This window comes from Corallococcus sp. AB011P (genome assembly GCF_003611605.1).
Taxonomy (GTDB): domain Bacteria; phylum Myxococcota; class Myxococcia; order Myxococcales; family Myxococcaceae; genus Corallococcus; species Corallococcus coralloides.
The window spans coordinates 51,261-72,398 of record NZ_RAVX01000024.1; the positions used below are offsets into that span (position 1 = coordinate 51,261).

The 21,138-nt window shown below is 72.2% G+C and carries 19 protein-coding genes; 5 read left to right on the plus strand and 14 right to left on the minus strand.

Annotated elements, in window-relative coordinates; translation table 11 throughout:
• The first annotated feature begins 210 nt into the window (after positions 1 to 210).
• Positions 211 to 1,173, plus strand: coding sequence for an ornithine cyclodeaminase family protein (locus D7X30_RS36010; RefSeq protein WP_120567500.1), 963 nt, complete (start codon positions 211 to 213; stop codon positions 1,171 to 1,173).
• Positions 1,174 to 1,197: 24 nt separating this feature from the next.
• Here the strand turns inward: D7X30_RS36010 and D7X30_RS36015 are convergent, their stop codons facing one another.
• The 3 genes from D7X30_RS36015 to D7X30_RS36025 all read right to left on the minus strand — a co-directional run bounded on the left by D7X30_RS36015 (position 1,198) and on the right by D7X30_RS36025 (position 5,109).
• Complete coding sequence (locus tag D7X30_RS36015; RefSeq protein WP_120567501.1) at positions 1,198 to 2,385, minus strand: tetratricopeptide repeat protein; 1,188 nt, start codon at positions 2,383 to 2,385, stop codon at positions 1,198 to 1,200.
• 123 nt (positions 2,386 to 2,508) lie between these two features.
• The gene (locus tag D7X30_RS36020) at positions 2,509 to 3,447 is read right to left on the minus strand and encodes a hypothetical protein (RefSeq protein ID WP_120567502.1); all 939 of its coding nucleotides are present in this window, start codon (positions 3,445 to 3,447) and stop codon (positions 2,509 to 2,511) included.
• A gap of 120 nt (positions 3,448 to 3,567) precedes the next feature.
• A complete protein-coding gene (locus D7X30_RS36025; protein WP_120567503.1) occupies positions 3,568 to 5,109 on the minus strand; it encodes an FAD-binding oxidoreductase in 1,542 nt (513 codons plus the stop codon).
• A 149-nt stretch (positions 5,110 to 5,258) separates the two neighbouring features.
• On the opposite strand from D7X30_RS36025, the gene D7X30_RS36030 reads away from it, so the two are divergent.
• A complete protein-coding gene (locus tag D7X30_RS36030; protein ID WP_199724643.1) occupies positions 5,259 to 5,558 on the plus strand; it encodes a hypothetical protein in 300 nt (99 codons plus the stop codon).
• Here D7X30_RS36030 and D7X30_RS36035 read toward each other — a convergent pair whose 3' ends face one another.
• Positions 5,559 to 6,275 carry a hypothetical protein gene (locus D7X30_RS36035; RefSeq protein ID WP_233592015.1) on the minus strand — a complete coding sequence of 239 codons (717 nt, stop codon included), beginning with the start codon at positions 6,273 to 6,275 and terminating at the stop codon, positions 5,559 to 5,561.
• Between the two features lie 113 nt (positions 6,276 to 6,388).
• Positions 6,389 to 7,315 (minus strand): NmrA/HSCARG family protein, encoded by a 927-nt coding sequence (locus D7X30_RS36040; RefSeq protein ID WP_199724644.1) that lies wholly within the window; start codon positions 7,313 to 7,315, stop codon positions 6,389 to 6,391.
• 159 nt (positions 7,316 to 7,474) lie between these two features.
• On the opposite strand from D7X30_RS36040, the gene D7X30_RS36045 reads away from it, so the two are divergent.
• Positions 7,475 to 8,080 carry a hypothetical protein gene (locus D7X30_RS36045; RefSeq protein WP_120567506.1) on the plus strand — a complete coding sequence of 202 codons (606 nt, stop codon included), beginning with the start codon at positions 7,475 to 7,477 and terminating at the stop codon, positions 8,078 to 8,080.
• Positions 8,081 to 8,089: 9 nt separating this feature from the next.
• On the opposite strand, the gene D7X30_RS36050 is transcribed toward D7X30_RS36045, so the two are convergent.
• From D7X30_RS36050 to D7X30_RS36085, 8 genes are all read right to left on the minus strand, one after another.
• Positions 8,090 to 8,494: a DUF2203 domain-containing protein gene (locus tag D7X30_RS36050; RefSeq protein WP_120567507.1), complete on the minus strand. Its 405-nt coding sequence runs from the start codon at positions 8,492 to 8,494 to the stop codon at positions 8,090 to 8,092.
• Positions 8,495 to 8,610: 116 nt separating this feature from the next.
• The gene (locus D7X30_RS36055; RefSeq protein WP_120567508.1) at positions 8,611 to 9,390 is read right to left on the minus strand and encodes a hypothetical protein; all 780 of its coding nucleotides are present in this window, start codon (positions 9,388 to 9,390) and stop codon (positions 8,611 to 8,613) included.
• Between the two features lie 224 nt (positions 9,391 to 9,614).
• The gene (locus tag D7X30_RS36060; protein ID WP_158619450.1) at positions 9,615 to 12,032 is read right to left on the minus strand and encodes a PAS domain S-box protein; all 2,418 of its coding nucleotides are present in this window, start codon (positions 12,030 to 12,032) and stop codon (positions 9,615 to 9,617) included.
• A 150-nt stretch (positions 12,033 to 12,182) separates the two neighbouring features.
• Positions 12,183 to 12,905, minus strand: coding sequence for a c-type cytochrome (locus D7X30_RS36065; RefSeq protein ID WP_120567510.1), 723 nt, complete (start codon positions 12,903 to 12,905; stop codon positions 12,183 to 12,185).
• Positions 12,902 to 14,140, minus strand: coding sequence for a YncE family protein (locus tag D7X30_RS36070; RefSeq protein ID WP_120567511.1), 1,239 nt, complete (start codon positions 14,138 to 14,140; stop codon positions 12,902 to 12,904). The genes D7X30_RS36065 and D7X30_RS36070 overlap by 4 nt, the downstream gene beginning before the upstream one ends.
• Positions 14,137 to 14,787: a hypothetical protein gene (locus tag D7X30_RS36075; protein ID WP_370051984.1), complete on the minus strand. Its 651-nt coding sequence runs from the start codon at positions 14,785 to 14,787 to the stop codon at positions 14,137 to 14,139. Before D7X30_RS36075 ends, D7X30_RS36070 begins: the two co-directional genes overlap by 4 nt.
• On the minus strand, positions 14,784 to 16,067 hold the full coding sequence (locus D7X30_RS36080; protein ID WP_370051986.1) for a WD40/YVTN/BNR-like repeat-containing protein: 1,284 nt from the start codon (positions 16,065 to 16,067) through the stop codon (positions 14,784 to 14,786). The genes D7X30_RS36075 and D7X30_RS36080 overlap by 4 nt, the downstream gene beginning before the upstream one ends.
• 154 nt (positions 16,068 to 16,221) lie before the next feature.
• Positions 16,222 to 17,019 (minus strand): hypothetical protein, encoded by a 798-nt coding sequence (locus D7X30_RS36085; RefSeq protein WP_120567513.1) that lies wholly within the window; start codon positions 17,017 to 17,019, stop codon positions 16,222 to 16,224.
• Positions 17,020 to 17,263: 244 nt separating this feature from the next.
• Here D7X30_RS36085 and D7X30_RS36090 point away from each other — a divergent pair, with 244 nt between their 5' ends.
• Both D7X30_RS36090 and D7X30_RS36095 read left to right on the plus strand, forming a co-directional pair.
• Positions 17,264 to 18,478, plus strand: a complete 1,215-nt coding sequence (locus tag D7X30_RS36090; RefSeq protein WP_120567514.1) for a cyclic nucleotide-binding domain-containing protein — start codon at positions 17,264 to 17,266, stop codon at positions 18,476 to 18,478.
• Between the two features lie 107 nt (positions 18,479 to 18,585).
• Positions 18,586 to 19,755, plus strand: coding sequence for a cyclic nucleotide-binding domain-containing protein (locus D7X30_RS36095; RefSeq protein ID WP_120567515.1), 1,170 nt, complete (start codon positions 18,586 to 18,588; stop codon positions 19,753 to 19,755).
• Positions 19,756 to 19,762: 7 nt separating this feature from the next.
• On the opposite strand, the gene D7X30_RS36100 is transcribed toward D7X30_RS36095, so the two are convergent.
• Entirely contained in the window at positions 19,763 to 21,052 is a 1,290-nt protein-coding gene (locus D7X30_RS36100) for a YecA family protein (RefSeq protein WP_120567516.1), read from the minus strand.
• Positions 21,053 to 21,138: the final 86 nt, after the last annotated feature.

Sequence of the window (21,138 nt, forward strand, 5' to 3'; positions counted from 1 at the left end):
CCGCCCCTCGCGGAAAGTCTGCGCATGGTGCTCCCGGCGCGCTTCGCCCCCGTGGCGGATGGGGGCTCGCCACGAGCCCTCGGCCGCCAGTTCCGGGCCGGGCCCCGGACGCACCGCCCGGCGCGCCGTTCACCTTCGTGCGCTCGGCTGGCCCTGGGGACGTTCGCGCCCCAGGGCATGCGCACGCTCGGGTAGGGTGGCCGTCAAAGCATGCGCACCCTCCTGCTCAACCGCTCCGCCGTGGCCCGCAACATCCAGGCGCTCCTGCTCCTGGACGACCTGCGCGAGGCCTTCCGTACCGACGTCCTGGCCCGCACGGTGGCCCCGCAGCGCGTGCGGGCGCCGCTGCACTCGGTGGGCACCGCGATGGTGCTCTTCCCCGGCTGCGTGCCCGGCATCCCCGCGTACACGGTGAAGGTGCACGCGAAGTTCCCGGCCCAGAAGCCCGCCATCCAGGGCGTGGTGCACCTGCACGACCTGGTGACGGGAGGGCTGCTCGCGGTGATGGACTCCGGCCACCTCACCGCCGTGCGCACCGGCGTGGTGGGCGCGCTGGCCGCGGACGTGCTGGCCCGGCCGGACGCCACGCGCGTGGCGGTGATTGGCGCCGGCAGACAGGGCGTGCTCCAGCTCAAGCAGCTGCGGCTGGTGCGCACGCTCAGCCAGGTGTGCGTCTACGACACGAACATCGCGCACGCGAACGCCTACGCGCAGCGCATGTACCAGGAGCTGAACCTGCCCGTGCGCGTGGAGACGTCCGTGGCGGACGCCGTAGCGGACGCGGACATCGTGGTGACGGCGACGTGGAGCCACCAGCCCTTCCTGCACGCGGGCATGGTGCGGCCGGGCACGCACATCACCGCGCTGGGCGCGGACGAGCCGGGCAAGGCGGAGCTGTCCCAGGACCTGCTCGAGCAATCGCTGTTCGTCTGCGACCACCGCGGCTTGAGCGTCTCCACCGGCGCGGCGGGCGCGGTGGGGCTCACGGAGGCCGCCATCCACGCGGAGCTGGGCGAGGTCCTCGCGGGCCTCAAGCCCGGGCGCACGTCCCAGGACCAGGTGACGGTGTTCGCCGGGGTGGGCCTGCCCTTCCAGGACCTGGCCGCCGCCTGGCACGTGTACCAGTCGGCGACCGGCGACGAGGACGTGCCCACGCTCGACTTCAACGAGTAGCGCGGGCCGTCCGTCCGGCCTTCTTCAGGCCTTGGACAGCGTCTTCGAGAGGCGCACGGCCTCCTCGTGCAGGTCGGTGTCCTCCGCCAGCGGCATGGCGAGCACCTTCTGCACCAGCTCCTTCGCCTTCTGCTCCTGGCCCAGGCGCGCCTGCGCGAGCGCCAGGTTGAGCAGCGGCTCCGGGCGGTCCGGGGCGCGGCGCACGGCCTCCTCCAGCACCGTCACCGCGCGCGGCAGGTGGGTGTTCGCCGGCTCCGTGGGGACACGCAGGAGCAGCTGGCCCAGGTTGTTCGCCGCGCGCCAGCCGTCCGGCGCCAGACCCATGCCCTGCTCGTACGCGGCGATGGCCTTGTCGTACGCGGGCGGCTCCTGCGACTCGAAGCAGGTGGCCTCCGCCATCTTCAGCGACTCGCTGGCGACGCCCTGCGACGCCATGGTCTGGCACACGTAGCGGGCCTGCTCGACTTGACCGCGCGCGAGCATCAGCTGCGCCAGGTTCGCCTGGGCATCCGCGTCCTTCGGGCGCTGGGCCGCGAGCGCGGAGGCCGCCTCGTAGGACGTGCGCAGGTCGCGCAGCGCCATGGACAGCACCGTCACGGACGCGAGCAGGCGCGGCTGGTAGGGCACCGCCTTGAGGCCCTGCTCCAGCACCTTGCGCGCGTCCACCAGCTTGTCCTGGGCGGACAGCGCGTGCGACAGGCTCAGGTACGCGGGCACGAAGCGCGGCGCCAGCGTGAGGACCTCGCGCAGCGTGGCGAGGCCGGCGTCCGTCTGGCCGGCCTCCAGCTGCACCTGGCCCAGGCGGTAACGGAACACCGGGTTCTGGGGCGCCAGCTTCGCGGCCTGGGACAGGGCCTCCAGCGCCTGGGGCGCCTTGTCCTGTTTGATCAGCATCATGCCCTTGCCGAAGTGAGCCTCGGCGCGGTTCGGCTCCACCGCGAGCACGCCCTGGTAGGCCTTGAGGGCGGCGTCGAGCTGGCCCTTCTGGGCGGCGATGTTCGCGCGCACGAGGCCGGTCTCCGCCGTGGCACCCTGGGCCTCCGCCTTGGCGAGCAGGCCCTCCGCCTGGGGCACCTTGTTCTCCACCAGGGCCAGCTTGGCCATCACCACCAGCGCGTCGCGGTGGTTGGGGTTCTTCGCGAGGAGCTTCTCGGCCTCGGCCTTGGCCTGGGTCACCTGACCCTGCGCGAGGAGGGTTTCCAGAGAGTTCATGATGGAAAGTGTCCCCCAGGGGGCGGGGGCTGTCGAGCAACGGGGAAAAAGGAAGGGCCTCGCCCGGATGGACGAGGCCCTGGGAAGAGCTTCAGGTGGGAGGCGGCCGGAGGCGGCCCGCCGCTACCACTTGGTCAGCACGTCCTTGATGCCCTCACCGACGTTCTTGATGCCCTCGCCGACGTTCTTGATGCCCTCGCCGACGTTCTGCACCGCGTTGCCCACGCCCTCGACGGCGGCCTTGGCGGCGTCGCCGACCTTGCCCACGTCGACGGAGAAGCCGAACTCCAGGCTGGCGCCGATGCCCAGCGCCGCGCCCACGTCGAAGTTGGCGGACAGCTTGCCGTCCTTCAGGCCGACGTTGGCCTCGAACTCCACGCCGATGCCGGCGAAGGCCTCCGCGCCGGCCGTGACGGTCGCGGGCCCAATCTCCTGGGTGACCTCCGCGCTGGCGCGGGCGCCGGCGAACGCCTCACCGTGAACGGAGGCGGCGGCCTGGCCGTGCAGCGGATCCAGCACCACCTGGCCCGTGGCGGTCGCCTCGGCGCCCACGTTGCCCTCGGCGCCCCACTCGGAGCGGCCCAGCGCGGTGTCCGCGTGGCCTTCCACGGAGCCGCGCACCAGGTCGGCGCGCACGTCCACGGAGCCCTCGGCGCCAATCTTGCCGTGCAGCGGGTCGATGGAGACGCTGCCCTGCGCGGCCACGTCCGCCGTCAGCACCTGGCCTTCCACCGTGTTGTGGAAGTTGCCGTTCACGTCACCGGAGGTGTGGGAGCCGGAGGCCGCGGTCCAGTTCTTGTTCCACTCACCCTGGGCCACCGTCTTGTCGAAGCGGCTGGTCTCCAGCTGCTTCTGGATGTCCGCCGTGGTGTTGGGGTTGGCCTTGTTGCTGGTGGTGACGCGGTTGCCCTTCGCGCCGCGGGTCAGATCGAGGGTCGCCTCGCCCTGCGCCCGGTTCTCCGTGTGAGCCTGGACCTCACGGCGCGTCTGCATCCCGTTGGCCGGAGTGGGCTTCGCGGGGTTCCGGAACACGGGGCGGTAGCGGTTGGTCTCGATGGCCATGGAAGAGGGTGCTCCGGCGGGCGCAAAGCGCGGTGGGAAATCTTGTGACTTGAGAGAGTATCGAGCGCCCACCCGAGAAAGTTTCCGCTCCTCTTTTTTCTTTCTGATCCGCCCGAGCCCTCAGGGTTCGGATCTCCCGGGAGCCAGGATTCCCTCGGGATCGAACGCCAACTTCAGCCGCTTGCGCACCTCCGCGGAGTCGTCCCGCACGGGCGGTGCGGCGTCCTGCGCCTGGAGTCCGGCTCGGGTCAGGTGGTACCCGGCGTCCGCCAGTTCGCGGGTGAGGGCGCGGTAGCAGGCCTGGGCGCGGGCGTCCTCGCCGCGGACGTCCCGGTCATAGGCGAGCGCGGTGACCAGGTAGACGCAGCGCGGGGAGTGGGCGAGGAGCGCCAGGTTGGGTTCGAACCCGAAGAGGCGGGGGACGCGGTCGGCGATGTCCGTGGCGCGCTTCGCCTCCGGGCCGGTGAAGGGGACGGCGACGGAGCACCAGATGAAGCCGCAGCGGTCCCGGTCCGGGTGCGGGTCCTCCGGCTTGGGGGTGCGCTTGCGCCAGTAGGCCATGGCGAGGTTGGTTTCGGTGGGGACTCCCTGGAGCGTGCCTTCGCCAAACGGGGCCACCGGCCCGAAGGACAGGGGGCGGAAGGCGCCTTCCACGGCGCGCGCGAGCCGCTTCTCCAGCAGGGCGCCCAGCTCCGCGTCCGGGGCGATGAGGGTGCCGCTGATGGCCCAGCGGCCAAAGCCCTCGCGCAGCTTCTCGCGGGCCCAGTCCGGCAGCGGTGCCCGGCCCACGGAGGGGTAGGGGAATTGCTGGGTGATGCTGTACGCCTTGATGTCGTTCCAGAAGAAGAAGCTGCCCTTGAGCGTGCCGTCCAGGGCCAGGGCCTGGAGCCGGTCCACCATGTCCCAGAGCTGGGCGTCGTCGTTCACGGCGCAGAAGAAGTCGCGCAGCCAGGGCTGCTTGCGCGCCAGCCAGAACGTCATCCGTGTCACCACGCCCAGTGACGACTGGCTGAAGAGGCCGTCCAGCACCGGGCCCAGGCCCCAGCGGAAGACGGGGGCGGAGCGGGCGCCAGGGAAGCGCGCGTGGCCCGTCTCCACGCGCTCGCCCGTGGGGAGCACGGCCTCCAGCGCGCACACGTTCTGGAAGATGTCCGCGTTGGGGCCGGCCCCGTCGCCGCGCTCCAGCGCGTTGCCCACCATGCTCGCGTCCGGTGATCCGCCGATGGTGGTGATGAACGTGGAGGAGCCCTTGTCGCGCAGGTACTCGTAGGCCTGGCGGAACGTCACGCCGGGCTCCACGGTGAGGTACGCGAGCTGTTCGTCGTGCGCGAGGATGCGGTTCATGCGCCCCAGGTCCAGCAGCACGCTGCCGTCGCCGGGAGGCACGCGCGAACCGTAGCCCCAGTTGCGGCCGGCGCTCACCGGGTACACCGGCACGCGGTGCGCGGTCGCGATGCGCAGGCACGCCTGCACCTGCGCCGTGTCCGCCGGCCGCACGATGGCGGGGATGCGCTGGGTGGTGGCGAAGGTGGCCGTCTGGGCGGCCTCCAGCGCTTCCGGATCCAGGATGACGTGCGCTTCACCCACCGCTTCCCGCCACGCGGCCAGGGCCGCCTGCGGGTCACCGGGGTGAGGGGGGGCCTTCGCTTCGGTCTCGCTCACGGGGCCGCAGTATGCCCGCGCGGGCGTCCCCCCGCTGGCTCCCCGGGCGGCGAGCGGGCGGGCGGGCCCCGGGCGGGGAGGGTCGCCGGGTGGACACCGGCCATGGTCGCTCCCTGCCGCGTGTTCATCTTCGGCGTGGGGAGGTGTTCATGGTCGGCTTCATCAATTCGCGCAACGGACGGTGGATTCGGATTCTGGCGGGCACGGGCATGGTCCTGGGCGGGCTGGGCACGGGCACGCCCCGGGGCGCGATGGTGGCGCTGACGGGCCTGCTGCCGCTCCTGACCGGCGCGCTGGACTTGTTCCCGTTGGGGCCGCTGATGGGCCTGCCCCTGAAGGGCGCGGACGTGCGGCGCGCGCTGGGGCAGCCGGAGGAAGCACCGCTGCTCGACCTGGCGCACGACGGGGGGCGCTCTCCCTACGCGCCGCCCAGCACGCTGCTGCACTAGCTACTTCGTGCTCACCTGGAAGGGGATGCCCATCGAACCAAAAGGCTCCCCTGATTCCGCGTCCACCAGCTTCAGCTGGAGCGTCACCGCGTTCTCGCGGTGGGCCACGCCCTGGAAGTAGAGGAAGCCCTCCTGCGTGCCGCCGGGCTCCAGCGTGCCCTCGGGCAGTGCGTTGTTGAGCATGTCCTCGGTGGGCAGCGGCGGCTCGTAGTAGTACGGCGCGCCGTAGAAGGAGCTGCCCCAGCCCCAGGGCCCGCCGTACCAGCCCGGTCCCCAGCCGCCGCGCCAGGGCCCGTAGCCGTAGCCGCCGCCCGCCCACGCCCTGCCCCCGGGGTACATCACCGGGCTGATGCGCGCGGGCGCCTCCGAATCATTCGAGGACGTGGCCTGCCGCAGCGCCAGGGGCGGCAGCGCGCTGTAGCGGAAGCGCGACTCCTGGCCCACCAGCGCGAAGTCCTTGTACTGGAGGCGGAGCGGGCGGTCCCCATTGTTCTCCAGCCGGACGTAGACGGGGGTGACACGCCGCTCCAGGTCGGATGGGGAGCCCTTCCACGCCGAGCCGTCCGCCGTGAGCCGCACACCCTCCTGTTCCTTGATGGCGCTGCTCTTGCCTCCCTGGAGGACTCCCGCTTCCGGCATGGGCCGCAGCTTCGTCTCCGCCGCGCAGCCCGCCATCAGCATCAACCCCAGGGCCCCCACTCCCAGTGCTCTCCGCATCGCATGCCTCCTCGCACTTCAAGGTAGGGCGTGCGGCGTTCAGGGGATGACATGCCTCGTGCTCCAACCCGGGCAGCGGGCGGGCGGGACAGGGCTCTTCACCCCCGAGTCTCTCAGGGCTGGGGCGTCACCGGTTCGGCGGCGGTGGCGGGCCAGGAGGGCGCGTTGACGAAGTCCCAGTCCTGATGGCGCGCCCAGGTCTCGAAGGGCTGCCAGCTCACGCGCAGGTAGCTGTTGCGCAGGGTGAGGATGTCCGCGTGGTAGCCCACGCGGTCGAGCCACTCGAACATGGCCGCCAGGTCCTCGCTCTGCTGTTGGAGCTGAACCAGGGGAATCTGTTCGAAGTGGATGCGGTGGCCGCTCACCATGGAGAGCAGCGCGGCGGCCTGCTGGCCCGTCACCTCGTCGGAGGCGACCTCGATGCGCTCGCCGATGAAGCGCTCCGGGTCTCCCAGCACGTGCAGCGCGAAGCCGGCCAGGTCCTCCACCGCGACCATCTGGAGGCCGCGCGTCGCGGGCAGCCCCAGGGCCAGCTTCCCCTCCGCCAGCATGTCGCGCGTGGGCGGGTGGAGGAGGTTCTCCATGAAGAAGGTGGGGCCCAGGATGGTGAAGGGCATGTCCCGCCGCCGCAGGTACAGCTCCACGGCGTGCTTGCTGTCGAAGTGCGGGATGCCGGTGAGCTCCGACGCGCCCGCCACGGACGAGTACACGAAGTGCCGCACGTTGGCGCGCTTCGCCGCGTCCGCCAGGTTCTTGCCGTGCTGGACCTCCGCGTCCACGCCGCCCGCGCCGAAGGGCGTGGCCATGGCGTAGACGGCGTCCACGCCGTGCATGGCGCTCTCCAGGGAGACGGGGTCGTCGAAGTCGCCCTGGGCCAGGGTGACGCCGGGCCTGCGCAGGGCGCGGGCGGCCGGGGCGTCCGCGTCCCGCACCAGCGCCACCACGTGGTGCCCCCGGTCGGCGAGCTTGCGGAGGACGGCACCGCCCTGCTGGCCGGTGGCGCCAGTGACGAGCACGGTGATGGAGAAATCCACGGGCATGGCTTCAGACCTCCGGACGCGACGTGTCACGGAAAACTGGAGACGCCCCTGTCCATTGGCGAGGCCTGGAAGACGCAGTGTCCTCCCCCGAGCACAGGCTCCCGAGGCAGGCAGGCGACCTGAAGGGAGGGACAGGCGGCGTGGCATCCTCCCGGGCCCATGAGCAAGCGTGACACGCCCCCGCCCTCCGAACTGGTCTCCGCCGCCCAGGCGCTCGACGCCGAACTGCTGCGCTTCGAAGCGCTGGCGGAGCAGCTGAAGGAGGCGCCCCTGACGTCGGAGAAGCACCTGGAGCGCGCGTCGAAGACGCTCAAGGACCTGGCGGACCTGGACGACGCGCTTCGGATGCGCGTGGGCGCGTTGGTGCAGGCCATCACCGGGGTGCGCAACCGGCAGCAGACGCAGGCGGACGCGGTCAACGTGTGCGCGCAGGAGCTGCAGCAGCGCACGGAGGTGTTCAAGGAGCTGCTCACGCGCTACGGGGCGCTGGGGCAGAGCGCGGCGGACCTCAACGGGCGCATGCAGGAGTTCGCGGCGCTGCGCCAGCAGGCCACGCGCACGGCGGAGGAGGACGCGCGGCTCACGGAGGTCTTCACCGCGCTCCAGGCGCGCATGGCGGAGGTGGCGGACGATGCGGCCACGCTGACGCGCGCGGCGGAGGAGGCGAAGTTCACCGACATCGGCCGGCAGGCGGAGTCGCTGCGTCAGCAGCTGCTCTCCGCGCGCAACAAGCTGGGCCTGTTGCACCAGAGCCTGTCGAAGTGAGCGGGCGCTTCAGCTGAGGTAGGTGGGCTCGAAGTCGTCCGGGCTGTCGATGGGGCGGCGTCCGGAGAAGCCGGCCTTCAGGTCATGCCAGTGCGCCACGGCGTTCTCGCCGTAGCGCCAGCAGAGATACACGGGCTCCTCGCCGCGCCGCGCGTGGAAGTCCACCAGGCCGTCCGCGCCTTTTATCTCCAGGCCCATCTCCTGGAGCGGGCCCAGCTCACCGCGGATGCGCTCAAGGAGCTCGTCGCGCTCCTCGCGGAAGGAGCGCACCTCGACGGTGTCGGGTGGGGCCTCCGGGCCGTCCAGCACCTCCGCCAGCTTCTGCACGCGCTCCACCCAGGGGCGCACGCGCCCGAAGGTCTTCGTCAGCAACGGCACCAGCCGGCTGGCCTCTTCCACGCTGAAAAAGCGCATCGAGGGGACAGCATGCAGTGTGAGCCCCCCGCAGGCCACTCCCTTCGGGGTGGGGGGGAGGGCATGTCACGGCGGCCGTGACATGTCTGAAACATGGCAGCGGGTGGGACGGGTGGTCACCCGCGCCGCAGCGACGACAGGTTTTCCAGGAGCCAGCGCCAGGCGGCTTCGCGCAGGGGGAAGGCGGCCTCGCGCGCGAGGAAGTCAGGGGTGTGGTCCGCGGCGCAGCGGCCGGCGTCGTCGGGGGTGTCGTGGGTGTCGGGGCCGGCGTCCTGGCCGGCATGGGTGGCGGCGAGGTCCGCGTGCAGCAGGGCGTGGAAGACGATGAAGTCCACGACGAAGGCGGGCACGGTGGGGCGGTCCAGCGCGGGGTGGACGCGCACCTCGCGCAGGCGTGCGTCGTAGCCGCCCAGGTGGATGGTGCGTCGGGTGCGGCGCGCGGGACGGCGGGCCCAGCCCACCTCCACGGCGTGCACGCGCCCGTCGAAGTACGCCGCGTCCAGCCGGGCGTGGACGGCCTTGAGGTCGAAGCAGCGGCCGCGCGTGCGCAGCGGGGCGCCGGGCCCGCGCTCCCGCCGCACCTGGTCGTGGTGGGCGTGGCTGAAGGCCTCCAGCACCTCGCGGGCGGCGGTGTCGCCGGACACGTAGAGGGCCAGGGCGCGCACCACGGTGTCGGGCGCGTCCAGGAAGAGGTGGTGCAGGCGCAGGCGCACGCCTTCGGGGAGGCGGCGGTAGCTCACCAGGGTGGCGCGGTTGTCCGTCAGGCGCAGGTGCACGGGCTGGCCCAGCAGGGCGGACACGCGCCGGGCCAGGTCCGCGGCCCGGGGCAGCGCGTCCTCGCGCGAGGGCAGCCGCGAGCGCGCCGGCTCACGCCCGGGCGCCGGGGCGTCGAACATCGCCAGTTGTCCGGGCGGCGGACGCATTGTGGGAAAGGTAAGCCCTGTCCCCGCCCGCTGGCCAGGAGGATGCGTGGCGCCGTGTCCGGCGTCCTACGTGGGCCGTGGGCTGCTCGGCCTCGAGCGCCGCGCGCGTCCAGTGGCCGGAAGGCCGGGCCTCCACCGGCGTCGGAGGCCTCGCCGGGGCCCGGGCGTGTCAGGCGTTCCACCCGGGCCGGGGGCCGTCACGCCTTCGGAAGCGCGGGGTACCGGTCCGCGAGCGAGGCGATGACGGCGAGCAGCTCCCCGGGCTCCACCGGCTTGGGCACGTGGCTCTGGAAGCCGGCGCGCAGCACGCGGGTGCGGTCCTCCGAGCGGGCGTAGGCGGTGATGGCCACCGCCGGGGTGTGGCCTCCCTTCTCTGCGGACAGCGCGCGCACGCGCTCGATGAAGCCGTAGCCGTCCGTGACCGGCATGCCGATGTCGGAGACGAGCACGTCCGGATGCTCCGCCTGGAGCACCTGGAGCCCCTCCATCGCGGAGCCCGCGGTCACCACGTGGGCGCCGCTGTCCTCCAGGAGTGTGCGCAGGAGCTCGCGCGCGTCCTCCTCGTCATCCACCACGAGCACGCGCACGCCGCCCAGCTCCGGCGGGGGCGTGGGCATCCGCTCCGCCACGGGAGGTTTCGGCGACGGCGGCATGGCGGGGTCGCGCCACTGCGTGACGGACAGGGGCAGCCGCACGGTGAAGGTGGCGCCCCGGCCCGCGCCGTCGCTGGCGGCGGAGACGGTGCCGCCGTGCATCTCCACGATGTGGCGCACGATGGACAGCCCCAGTCCCAGCCCGCCCGTCTTGCGCGTGCTGCCGCTGTCGGCCTGGCGGAAGCGCTCGAAGACGTGGGGGAGGAAGGCCTCGGAGATGCCCTGGCCGGTGTCCTCCACGGTGAGCTCCACGATGGAGTCGCGCCGGCACACCACCAGCCGCACGTGGCCGCCCTTGGGCGTGAACTTCACCGCGTTGGACAGCAGGTTCCACGCCACCTGCTGGAGCCGGTGCGGGTCGCCCATCACGCAGCTGGAGGTGTCCACCGTGGCCCGCACCTCGATGTGGCGCGCGTCCGCCGCGGGCCGCACGGACTCCAGCGCCTGCTGCACCACCGCGGACAGGTCCACGGGCGCCACGTCCAGCTTGAGCTTGCCGGACACGATGCGGCTGACGTCGAGCAGGTCCTCGATGAGCTGTCCCTGCGCGCGCGCGTTGCGCTCGATGGTCTCCAGCGCGCGCTCCTGGCGGGACTCTCGCAGGTTGCCGGTGCGCAGCAGCTGCACCCAGCCGAGGATGGCCGTGAGGGGCGTGCGCAGCTCGTGGCTGATGGTGGCGAGGAACTCGTCCTTGAGCTGATTGGCTTCTTCCGCCTCGTGGCGCGCGGCGCTCTCGCGGGCGAGCAGGGCTTCACGTTCGACCTCCGCCTGCTTGCGGTCGGAGATGTCGATGACGCTGCCGATGTAGCCCAGGAAGTTCCCGTCCGCGTCGAAGCGGGGCGAGCCGGTGTCCACGGCCCACCGGTAGTGTCCGTCCGTGCCGCGCAGCCGGTAGTCCAGGCGGAAGGGCCGGCGGGCGGCGTTGGAGTCCGTGAAGGTCCGCCGCGTGCGCTCCAGGTCATCGGGGTGGAGGGCGTCGAACCAACCCAGGCCCAGGCCCGTGGCCTCGGTCTGGCCGGTGAAGGCGTACCAGCCCCGGTTCATGTACGTCGTGGAGCCCTGCGCATCCGTCACCCAGAGCATGACGGGGGCGTGGTCCGCCATGTTGCGGAAGCGGGCCTCGCTGTCGCGCACGGCCTCCAGCAGTTGTTCGCGTTCCTGGGCCACGGTCTTCTGTTCGGTGATGTCGCGCGCGGCGGCGTAGATGAGGCCCAGCTCGGGCACGGGGCGCGAAGCCCACGCGAGCCAGCGGTAGCGGCCGTCGCGGGTGCGGACGCGGTTCTGGAAGCGCAGGGTGGGGATGCCCTGGGCCAGCTTGCGCATCTCCGCGCGGGTGGAGGCCTGGTCGTCGGGGTGGACCAGTTCCATGAAGGGGCGCTGGTAGAGCTCCGCCTCGCTCCACCCGAGCACGTGGACGAAGTACGCGTTCACGCGCTTGAAGTACCCGTCCATGCCCGCGACGCTGAACATGTCCGGGGACAGTTGGAAGAAGCGCTCGCGATCCTCGACCTCGGCGTGGCGGCGCTCGGCGCTGTCGAACGCGAACGGGATGACGGCCTGGGCGAGCGCGTTGTCGATACAGGCGCTGAGCACGCGCAGTTGATGCAGCGGCACGTCCACGTTGGCGCGCTCGGCCCGGGCCAGGATGCAGTCGCGCAGGAGGGCGTATTCGCGCGTGAGCAGGGACACGTCCGCGCCCAGGCGCAGGCGCAGGCGGCCGTGGGCTCCAGCGGCCTCGCTGTGGTGGAGCGGGGGAAGGCCGTCCGCGTCCTCCTCCGCGTCCACGAGCGCGGTGTGGAGCTCATCGAGCAAGGCGGGCAGGGCGTCGACGAACTGCTCGCGTGACAGGCGCAGGGTGGTGAAGAGGGGCGACACCCGGGCGCACCAGTCCTCCAGGAGCGCCTCGCGGTCGGTGTTCAGCAGCTCGGCCAGGGACGCAGGGGACTGGCCCCTCGTGGGCATGGGCTCTTCGGATGAAGGGCCGTGCTCCTGTGGACCCGACGAAGACATGAATGCTCTTGAGGTGCGGCGGCCGGGCGCGCATGGGCAGGGGCTGGATGCCCTGCGCCTCCCTCCTTGCCTGTGTAGCGGTCAGACGGCTTCAGCGCACGGCTACAGCCCCAGGTACGTGAGCAGCGCGCCCAGGTCCGCGTCGGACAGGGCCTCCGTGCTGTAGAGCGGCATGTTGCCCCCCACGCCGAAGAACGGCCCGTGCCGCACCTTTTCGATGACCACCTGCGCGTGCGGGATGCCTGGGAAGGCCTGGTCGTAGGTCTGCGTCACCTCCGGCAGCACCGACGCGAAGTCCGTCAACCGGCCCTCTCCTGTGTGTGGCGCGCCGTGGCAGTGATGGCACGCCGCCTGGTACACCGCTTCGCCTCGCGTGGCGTCGCCCCGGGGCACGTCCTGGATGTCCTTCACCACCGCGAACGGCAGCGCCGGTGCCTGCGCGTCCGGGCTGATCCGCGACAGGTACTCATACAGCGCGCGGGAGCGCGGCTCCTCCGCCCCCAGCTTCGTCACCCCGCGCATGAAGTTCACGTAGCAGAAGTTCACCGCGTCCAGCAGTTGCGTCTCGTTGCCGCCCCACCAGCTCGGCCGCGCCGCCACGTTGTACAGCGTGTGCCCTGAGTCGATGCGCCCCGCCGACGTCTCCGGCGTCGTCACATGACACGTCGCGCACGAGAACTTGTTGTACTCGCTGGGCGACAGCCACGCGTCCTGGAACAGCGCTTTCCCATAGTCCGCCGCGGCCTGGGGCCCCGCCGTGTCACCACCGCACCCGGCCAACACCCCCACGAGCAGCGCCGCCACTCCTCCACGCGGGCCCCTCATGGCTGCCCCCGCAGCAGGCTCACCGAGTCCGGGAAGATGCCCATCTTCACCGTGGACAGCACCGTGCCCTCCGCCAGGTCCACGACGTGCAACGTGCCCGGGCCGATGTGGTCCCCTTCACAGACCGCCAATCCGTGGCGCTCGTCCGGCGTCAGCATGAACTGGTGCACGTTGAGACAGCCCGCCTGCGACAGCTGCACCGTGCGCTGCACCGTGGACGTCGCCGCGTCGATGACCGCCACCGCGTCCTCCTGCTGATAGGGCAGGTAGAGTGTGCGCCCGTCCTGCGTGAACGCGCCGAACATGGGTGCGCCGCGCAGGTACACCGTGCGCTCCGGGTTCATCGTGCGTGTCCCGGGCTCCAGCACCTGCACCTGCTTGCTCGCGAGCGAGCTCACCCACACGTCCCCCGTCGTGGGCGACACCGTGAGCGCGTACGGCTGATGGCGCGGATTCACCGCCGTGCCCGAGCCCGCCGCCACCTTCACGCGTGTCACCGGCATGCCCGCCGCCGCCAGGTCCACCACCGCGACCTCGTCCGACCAGCACGCCACGTACGCCGTGCGCTCATCCGCGGACAGGCGCACCGCGTGCGGCGCGGGGCACACCTTCACCCGCTCCTTCACCGTCATCGTCTCCGCATCGAGGATGACCAGGCGCGCGACCATGTCCTCCTCCGGCCCGCCCTTCCGCGCCACGTCCGCGATGCGCAGCAGGTCGAAGTGCGTCTGGTACAGCGTGCGCCCGTCCGCGCTGACGATGACGTCCCCCGGGTTGCGGTCCACGCGCGTGGACGCCACCAGCCGGTTGTCCTTCGCGCTCAGCTTCAGGCAGTAGCCGTCCGCGGTCCCCGTGCCATGCGCGCCATGAGGACCCGAGCCGCCTCCAGGCACGTAGTTGGAGATGCCCACGTAGTAATAGTCGCCAGCGGGCGACACCGCCGTGTGGTGCGGTCCCTCCAGCTCCACCGGGTGGAGCCCCACCGGCACGCGCGCCAGCTCGCCCCAGCCCGGCGTCCCCAGCCCGTCCATGTCCAGCAGGCTCACGGAGTCATCCAGGCTGTTCGTCACCAGCAGCCGCCCGGACGGCCCCGGAGGAGGCACCGTCGTCCCTCCCCGCGTCCACGGGTTCGGATCCGCGTACGTCAGCTCGGGCACGTCCGTACCCGGCTCCGGCGGTGCGCTCTCCTGGCACGCGCCCAGCGCCAGCGCGCAAAGCCAGACCGCGCGCCTCACTTGCTCCTCCCCATCGCGAAGGGCACCGGAGTCCCCAGCGAGTACGGCCCCTCCGTGATGCGGTTCTGCACCAGGTACGCGCTCACCACCTGCACCGTCAGCGCCTTGCCCGCCGCGTCCTTCACCGTCTGCCAGGAGCCGTCATCCAGTTGCCACTGCAACTCCGACGTCAACACCTGCGCGATGGGGCACTCGCGCCCGGCGGCATGGACCTTCACCCAGTAGAGGTCGCCCGTGTACGGCGGCAGGTGGGCCTCGGCGGTGGGCAGTATCCAGTTCCCCAGCCACGCGAGCACCGAGCGCTTCGACTCGCGAGGGCGGCCCTCCAAGAGGGGCGAGGTGCGGCTCGGGCGCTCCAGCGACGCGCGCAGTGGGGACATCCACTGCCACAGCGGCGCGGACTGGTCCGTCCAGTAGGCCTGCTCGGACTCGGGCGATGTGAGTGTCACCGCGCGCGAGCTGTCCTGGGGCTGGTTCCGCGCATCCACCAGCGTGCGCCATGCCTCGTCCGTGGCGCCGCCCGCGTACAGGGGCTCCTCGCACTCGGTGACCTGGGGCTCCTCGTCATCGCCATTGCACGCGCTCAGGGCGAGCAGCGCGGCCGCGGCGGTACTCCAGCGCAGGGACGTCTTCAGCTTCATGGTCATGGGGCCTCGCGCCGCCGGCCGCGGCGCGTCGATGGAAGCAAGGGAAGCAGGAACAGCGGAAGCAGCATGCCCGCGGGCGCGGCGGCGCAGCCGGAGGACGGCTTCGGCTTCGGGTCGGAAGGCGTGCCCGCGTCCTCCACCGGCTGCACGCCGGCATCCGGCACGCCCGCGTCTGGAACGCCATCCGGGTAGAGCGGCGCGCCAATCGTCTCCGCGACCTGGGGCCAGCGAGACGGGCACAGCTCCCGCACGGGCGTGCCCACAGGGCACTGATGGCTGCCTTGGATCTGCTCCAGGCTGAAGAGGGGCTCCCACGTGGTGCCGTCGTCGGTGCTGCGCGCCAGCGACCAGTCATGCAGCCACGGCGAGCCGCAGCCGTAGATGACGTCTCCCACGCGCGTCACGCACGCGTTGCCGGTGGGCAGCGTCAGCTTGGAGAAGGCCCCGCCCTGCTGGCTGCGGAAGAAGGAGTTGTACGTGGACACCCACGTGGTGCCGCCGTCGGCGGAGACGTCCATGTTGATGAACACGTCGTCGATGCCGGCGCCCGTGCGCGCGGTGAAGGTGCGCCCGCCGTCCGTGCTGTGCAGGATGTGCGTGTAGCCCTGCGCGGACACTCGCGCCCAGACGCCGAGCGGCGCCACCGGGTCCGTCGCCGTCACCACGAAGTCGAACGGGCGCACCAGGTCCGGGAAGGCCTGCGGCAACTCCTCCCACGTCTCGCCCGCGTCGTCGCTGCGGAACAGGTACATGCGTGTCGTGTCCGACGCGGACACATAGAGCGCGCGCGGATCCGCGGTGGACACACGCACCGCGGAGAAGAGGACCCCCGCGCGCTGGAGCCCCAGCGGCCGCCACGTCTCCCCGCCGTCGTCCGAGCGGAACACCCCGTTCGTCGCCGACGTGGATCGGCCCGTGGCCACGTACAGCACCGCGTCATCCGTGGGGTGCGCCGCGAGCCCCGTCACCCAGGTGTCCTTGAACGCCGGGTGCGACGCCCACGAACACGCGCCGTCCTTCGAGGACAGCAGCGCGTTGCCGGTGGCCGCCAGCAGCTCCCCCGTCTCGCGCCAGACAAAGGACTCCGGGCGCCAGCCGCCATACCCCATGGCATCCGGACACACCCAGCGCCACGTCCGCCCACTGTCGCGCGAGATGACCGCGCCGAACGTGGCCCCCACGAAGAAGTCCTCGGAGTGGCCGCGCCGCAGCGTGACGTTGGACGTCTCCGGCAGGCCCGCGTGCGCCCACGCCGAGCCCGAGCCCAGGAGTCCGGCCACCGCCGCCCCCCTCCAACCCCCCGTGATTCGTCGCGTTCGCATCCGGCGCTCCGGGGCAGGCCTCATGGCCCCCCACGATAACGCCCGGCCCGCGTCTGCATAGCGGTGGGTGCGGCCCGGAAGTGCTCCGCTCAGCAGAGGAGCAGGCGCGCGGTCACCGCTCCCCGGTGGGCAGGTCCAGGACGGTGGGCAGGTCCAGCACGGTGAGGGTGGCGACACCCACGTTCGCCGTGAGGCCCGACGGCTGGACGCAGGCCGCCAGCGTGGTGAGGGTGGGCACGGCGGTGACCATGCGCACACCGTGGCTCGCGTGACGCCCGGAGCCGATGGTCCCCTCGGACGTGAAGACCTGCATCCCTCCGTCCACGACAGCCTCCACGCGGTTCAGTTTCACGGAGGACTTCTCCCCATTGGACCAGGTCACCGTGGCGGTGGACGCGCCGCCCGTGCCGCCGATGCAGGTCGCGCGCTTCAGGTGCTGGGTCTCCATTCCGACGGCCGTCATCACCACGCCGTCGTTGACCGGGCAGCCGCTGAACTGGAGCGACTCGCGCTGCACGGAGTTCCGGGGCGTGGTGAGCAGGAGCCCGGGACGGTAGACCTGCTGGAGCGACCCCGAGCACACCACCACCGGCGAATCCTCCAGCGTCCGCGCCGCGTCCGTCATCGACGCCGGCAGCTCCGCCTGCGCCAGCGCCTCCTCGCCCCACACCGCGTCATCCGCCGGGGCCGCGTCCCCTTGCACAGGCGCCCCGGTTCGCGCCGGCGCCTCGGCCTGCACCTGGGTTTCGGCCTGCACCGGCGCTTCGGGGGCCTCAGGCTCGTTGGCGCGGGCGGCTCCGGACGCGAGCATCAGCAGGCAGCCGCCTCGCGCGAAGAGGTCCAGCGCGCGGCGCGAGTGGGACGACTCCAGGACCTTGAGAGAACGGAAGGAAGCGGGGCGCGACGTCATGAGGGAAGACACCTTGGGTAGGAGTCCCTGGGGCAGGGATGCCTGAAGGTGGGGAATCCCTCTCACGCAAGACAGCCACCCTGAAGCGCAGGGTTCGCGCCCACCCCAACCTCTCAGGTTTTGCGCATCCGATTCACGCGGTGGACAGTGTGTCCAAGGCCTGCCGCTCTTCACCGCGCTGGCTGGCTTTCCCTGTTTCAGAATGCTACGGAATCAGGAGCCCGGACCCAGGCGTGGACCCCCTTTGTCCGCCAGGGTGTCCGGGAGGGACGACAAGGCCGTGACTCCAGACGATTCGAACGTGGGTGACGTGGCCGTGGGCCCTGGCTCCAGCGTCACGCGGGGCGTGTGGGCGCGGGTGATGAAGGGCGCGGTGGAGGACGCGGTGCGTGCCTACGAGGCGATGGGCGCGGCGCAGCGCGAGCGGGTCCTGGAGGAGGCGCTGGTGGTGCCCGCCGACACGCGCACCCGGCTGGTGGAGGTGCTGCGGCAGGCGCGCGACTTCGCGGGCGCGGCGCGGCTGTTGGAATCGGATGGAGACGACGGGGGCGCGGCGCCGCTGTACGAACAGGCGGGAGCGCCGCTCCTGGCGGCGGAGGCGTGGCTGAGGGTGGGGGAGCAGGCCCGCGCGGCGGCGGCCTTCGAGCGGGCCGGCTCGCTGGAGCAGGCGCTGTCGCTGTACCAGGCGCTGGGCGCGCGCGAGTCGCTGGCGCACCTCTTGGGCCGCATGCACCGGCCCATGGAGGCGGCGCAGGTGTTCCGGGTGTTGGGCAACGGGCACGCGGAGCTGGAGATGCTGCGCGCGGTGCCCGCGGATGACTCGCAGCGGCCGGAGGCGGTGCTGCGCATGTGTGAGCTGCTGGACGCGGAGGGCGCGACGTGGCGCGCGCTGGTGCTCCTGGCGGACGGCATCAAGCACGCGTCGGGGGCGGGGCTGCTGCTGCTCCAGGCGGAGCAGGCGCGGCTGCTCCAGCAGCTGGGGCTCGCGTCGGCGCCGGAGGGCTCGGTCGCGGCGGAGAAGGCGCAGCCGGTGGTGGATGGCTATGGCTATCTGAAAGCCATTCCCATCTTCGATGGTCTGTCTTTGGAAGACATGCGCGACCTCTATCGCCTGGCGCGGCCCGTGCTGGTGCCGGCGGGCACGACGGTGCTGGAGAAGGGCGCGAAGGGAATGGGGCTGGTGGTGCTGCTGGAGGGCATGGTGAGCGTGTCCACCGGTCCGGGCCCGGACGCGCGCCAGCTCAACATGCTGGGGCCGGGCGCGTTCCTGGGCGAAATCTCCCTCATCCTGGATGGCCCGGTGTCCGCGCACGTGCGCGCGCACACGGTGGTGCGCGCCCTGCGCGTCACGCGGACGGACTTCCAATACTTCCTGGAGGCGCACGAGGCCGCGGCCCTGCGCATCTACCGCCTCTTCACGCAGAGCCTGGCGGAGCGCGTCCGGGACCTGAGCAGCTGAAAATCCGGGGTGTGACAAGGGACACCCCGGCGGGTGGTGTTCGGTGACACCCCGTCGGGACCGCCGAACGGATGCGTGCGCGGCGCGGCTGGGTTACAGAGGCCCGCATGGCGGACTCCCCACACGCGCGGTCCCTGAAGGCCCAGGCGGCGACGCTCGCCGCCGAGGGGAAGCTCGAAGCGGCGCTGGCCGGCTACCAGGACGCCCTGCGCGCGGAGCCGGGGGACGCGGAGGTCCACCAGCGCGTCGCCGAGCTGCTCGAGTGGCTGGAGCGCACCCCGGAGGCCGCCCACGCCTACGACGACGCGGCGCTCGCCTGGATGCGCGCGGGAGGGCTGCTGCGCGCGGTGGCCGCCACGGTGCTGTCGCGAGGCCTGCGCGGCGCGCGTCCCAAGACGGTGCGCGCCCTGGCGGAGCGCTTCGCCCTGCCGCCCGGCGCGCTGGCCCCCACCTTCGCCTGGGTGCCCGACGGCAAGGACGCGGGCGTGCCCGTCCTGTCCGGCGTGGGGCGCGACGCCTTCGTGGCGCTGGTGGAGGCGCTGGAGGTGCGCGCCTTCTGGCCGGGCCAGCGCGTGGTGGAGGAGGGGCAGCCGGGCGACTCCATGTTCGCGCTGGTGGAGGGCCGCGCGGAGGTGACGCGCCGGGTGGAGGGCAACGCGCGGCAGGTCGTGGCCACGCTGGGGCCGGGGGACTTCTTCGGCGAGGTGGCGCTGGTATCCGAAGGGCCCAGGCTGGCCAGCGTGGAGGTGCGTGAGCGCTCCGTGCTGCTGGAGTTCAAGCGCTCCTCCCTGGCCCGCGTCAGCGCGGCGCACCCGGAGGTGGACGCGGCCGTGCAGGCCTTCTACCAGCGCCGGCTGGTGGACAACCTGCTGCGGACCAGCCCCCTGTTCACCAACCTGTCGCCCGCGCTGAAGCAGGCGATGTCGCGCGAGTTCGACCTGCGCGCCGTGCCCGCGGGCCAGGTGCTCCTCACGCAAGGGCAGCCGGGCGACGCCTTCTACCTGCTGCTGCGCGGCCAGTGTCAGCTGTCGCTGGAGCAGCCGGGCCGCATCGTGTTGCTGCCGGAGCTGCGCGAAGGCGACGTGTTCGGCGAAATCTCCCTGCTGTTGGACAAGCCCGTGTCCGCGACGGTGCGCACGAAGACTCCGTGCGTGGTGCTGCGCCTGGAGCGCGCCGCCTTCGAGCGGCACGTCGTGAGCCAGCCCGGCCTCAAGGGCCAGCTCATGCGCATGGGCACGGAGCGCCTCCAGCAGACCGCGAAGGCGCTCTTCGTCTGAAAGCGCGTCAGGCCTCCGCGTCCAGCTGCACGGGGTGCTCGCGCAGCCAGTCCTGCGCGCGGCGGATCCGCTGGGCGCCGGCCGCGCGGCCCTCCTTCTCCAGCAGTTGCCGGTAGGGCTCCAACTGCTCCGGCGTCCACGCGGGCAGGGCCTTCAGGTCCGCGAGCGCCACCATCTCCTCCGCGCTCCGTCCCTTCGCCTCCTGCCGCGCGGTGAGCAGCGCCGCCAGCACCAGCCGCGCGGGCTCCGCCTCGAAGGCGATGGCCGCGTCGGTGAGCCACTCTCGTGTGGGCTCGTCCGCCGCCGGGTCCTTCGCTCCGTCGCGCATGCGCTCCAGCATCCCTTCGAGGAAGTCCGCGTCCACGGCGCCCTTCACGGCTCGCAAGAGCGCCGCGATGACCTGCCGCCTTCCTTCCGGCTCCTTGGGCTGGGACTTCATCGCGCGCAGCGGTTCCCACAGCGCGACGGTGAGCCACAGCTCCTCTTCCGGGGAGAAGACGGACGGCGTGGCCGGGTCGCGCAGCTTCGCCTCCACCCGCTGCGCGCGCTCCTTCGCCTCGCGCGAGATGCGCTCCACCAGCGCGGGGTCCGCCTGCACGTGCTTCACCAGCGCGTCCAGCTCGCCGGCCTCCGCCTTGCGCAGGGCCTCCGAGGCCTCGGGCGTGAGGGCCTCTGGCTCCATCTGCGCGACCAGGGACTCGTACTTGCGCACCACCTCCGCGTGCTTCTGGCTCCACTCGCGGAACTGCACGTCGAAGACGACGTCCAGCACGGGGTTGTCCTCCGGCCGCACCTTGCCCGTCTTCTTCGCCGCCGTGGCCAGCAGCGCGCCCACGCACAGCGCGCGCCGCTCCTCCGGCGTGCGTCCACCCTTCGCCGCCTGCGCGAGCAGCCCCGCGCCCAGCTTCTCCTGGTAGCCGCGCGTGCCCAGCTCCCGCACCACGCCCACGCGCAGGCTGTTGCGCGCCTCCATCGCGTCCAGGCCTTCCTGCGCGGCCAGCTTCGCGAGCGCCTGGCCCACGTGGTCGCTGAAGGCCTTGTCGTCGTATCTCAGCCCCGGCTGGGGCCCCGCGGCCTGTAGCAGCACGCCCAGGTGCTCCAGCGCCTGCGACAGGCGGGACACGTCCGCGTCGCCCAGAAGCGACATGGCCGCCTCCAGGTCCTGCTTCAGCGGGTGGGCGGGGGCGGTGGGAGGCGGCGCGGCTTTCGCGCGGTCCTCGGCGGCGTGACAGGCCTTGTACTTCTTCCCGCTGCCACACGGGCACGGGTCGTTGCGGCCGGGCTTGGAAGGGCTCACGGCCCGGCACCGTAAGCGAAAGCGCCCGGCCCTTCCATGAACGGAAGGAGCCGGGCGCCCGCTACTTCAGGAATCGGTTCAGCCGG

What these genes read in the sequence shown, in the direction of transcription:
- D7X30_RS36010 (WP_120567500.1), top strand. Translation starts at nt 211, where the DNA reads ATGCGCACCCTCCTGCTCAACCGCTCCGCCGTGGCCCGCAACATCCAG.
- D7X30_RS36015 (WP_120567501.1), bottom strand. Translation starts at nt 2,385, where the DNA reads ATGAACTCTCTGGAAACCCTCCTCGCGCAGGGTCAGGTGACCCAGGCC.
- D7X30_RS36020 (WP_120567502.1), bottom strand. Translation starts at nt 3,447, where the DNA reads ATGGCCATCGAGACCAACCGCTACCGCCCCGTGTTCCGGAACCCCGCG.
- D7X30_RS36030 (WP_199724643.1), top strand. Translation starts at nt 5,259, where the DNA reads ATGGTCGGCTTCATCAATTCGCGCAACGGACGGTGGATTCGGATTCTG.
- D7X30_RS36035 (WP_233592015.1), bottom strand. Translation starts at nt 6,275, where the DNA reads ATGCGGAGAGCACTGGGAGTGGGGGCCCTGGGGTTGATGCTGATGGCG.
- D7X30_RS36040 (WP_199724644.1), bottom strand. Translation starts at nt 7,315, where the DNA reads ATGCCCGTGGATTTCTCCATCACCGTGCTCGTCACTGGCGCCACCGGC.
- D7X30_RS36045 (WP_120567506.1), top strand. Translation starts at nt 7,475, where the DNA reads ATGAGCAAGCGTGACACGCCCCCGCCCTCCGAACTGGTCTCCGCCGCC.
- D7X30_RS36050 (WP_120567507.1), bottom strand. Translation starts at nt 8,494, where the DNA reads ATGCGCTTTTTCAGCGTGGAAGAGGCCAGCCGGCTGGTGCCGTTGCTG.
- D7X30_RS36055 (WP_120567508.1), bottom strand. Translation starts at nt 9,390, where the DNA reads ATGTTCGACGCCCCGGCGCCCGGGCGTGAGCCGGCGCGCTCGCGGCTG.
- D7X30_RS36060 (WP_158619450.1), bottom strand. Translation starts at nt 12,032, where the DNA reads ATGCCCACGAGGGGCCAGTCCCCTGCGTCCCTGGCCGAGCTGCTGAAC.
- D7X30_RS36065 (WP_120567510.1), bottom strand. Translation starts at nt 12,905, where the DNA reads ATGAGGGGCCCGCGTGGAGGAGTGGCGGCGCTGCTCGTGGGGGTGTTG.
- D7X30_RS36075 (WP_370051984.1), bottom strand. Translation starts at nt 14,787, where the DNA reads ATGACCATGAAGCTGAAGACGTCCCTGCGCTGGAGTACCGCCGCGGCC.
- D7X30_RS36085 (WP_120567513.1), bottom strand. Translation starts at nt 17,019, where the DNA reads ATGACGTCGCGCCCCGCTTCCTTCCGTTCTCTCAAGGTCCTGGAGTCG.
- D7X30_RS36095 (WP_120567515.1), top strand. Translation starts at nt 18,586, where the DNA reads ATGGCGGACTCCCCACACGCGCGGTCCCTGAAGGCCCAGGCGGCGACG.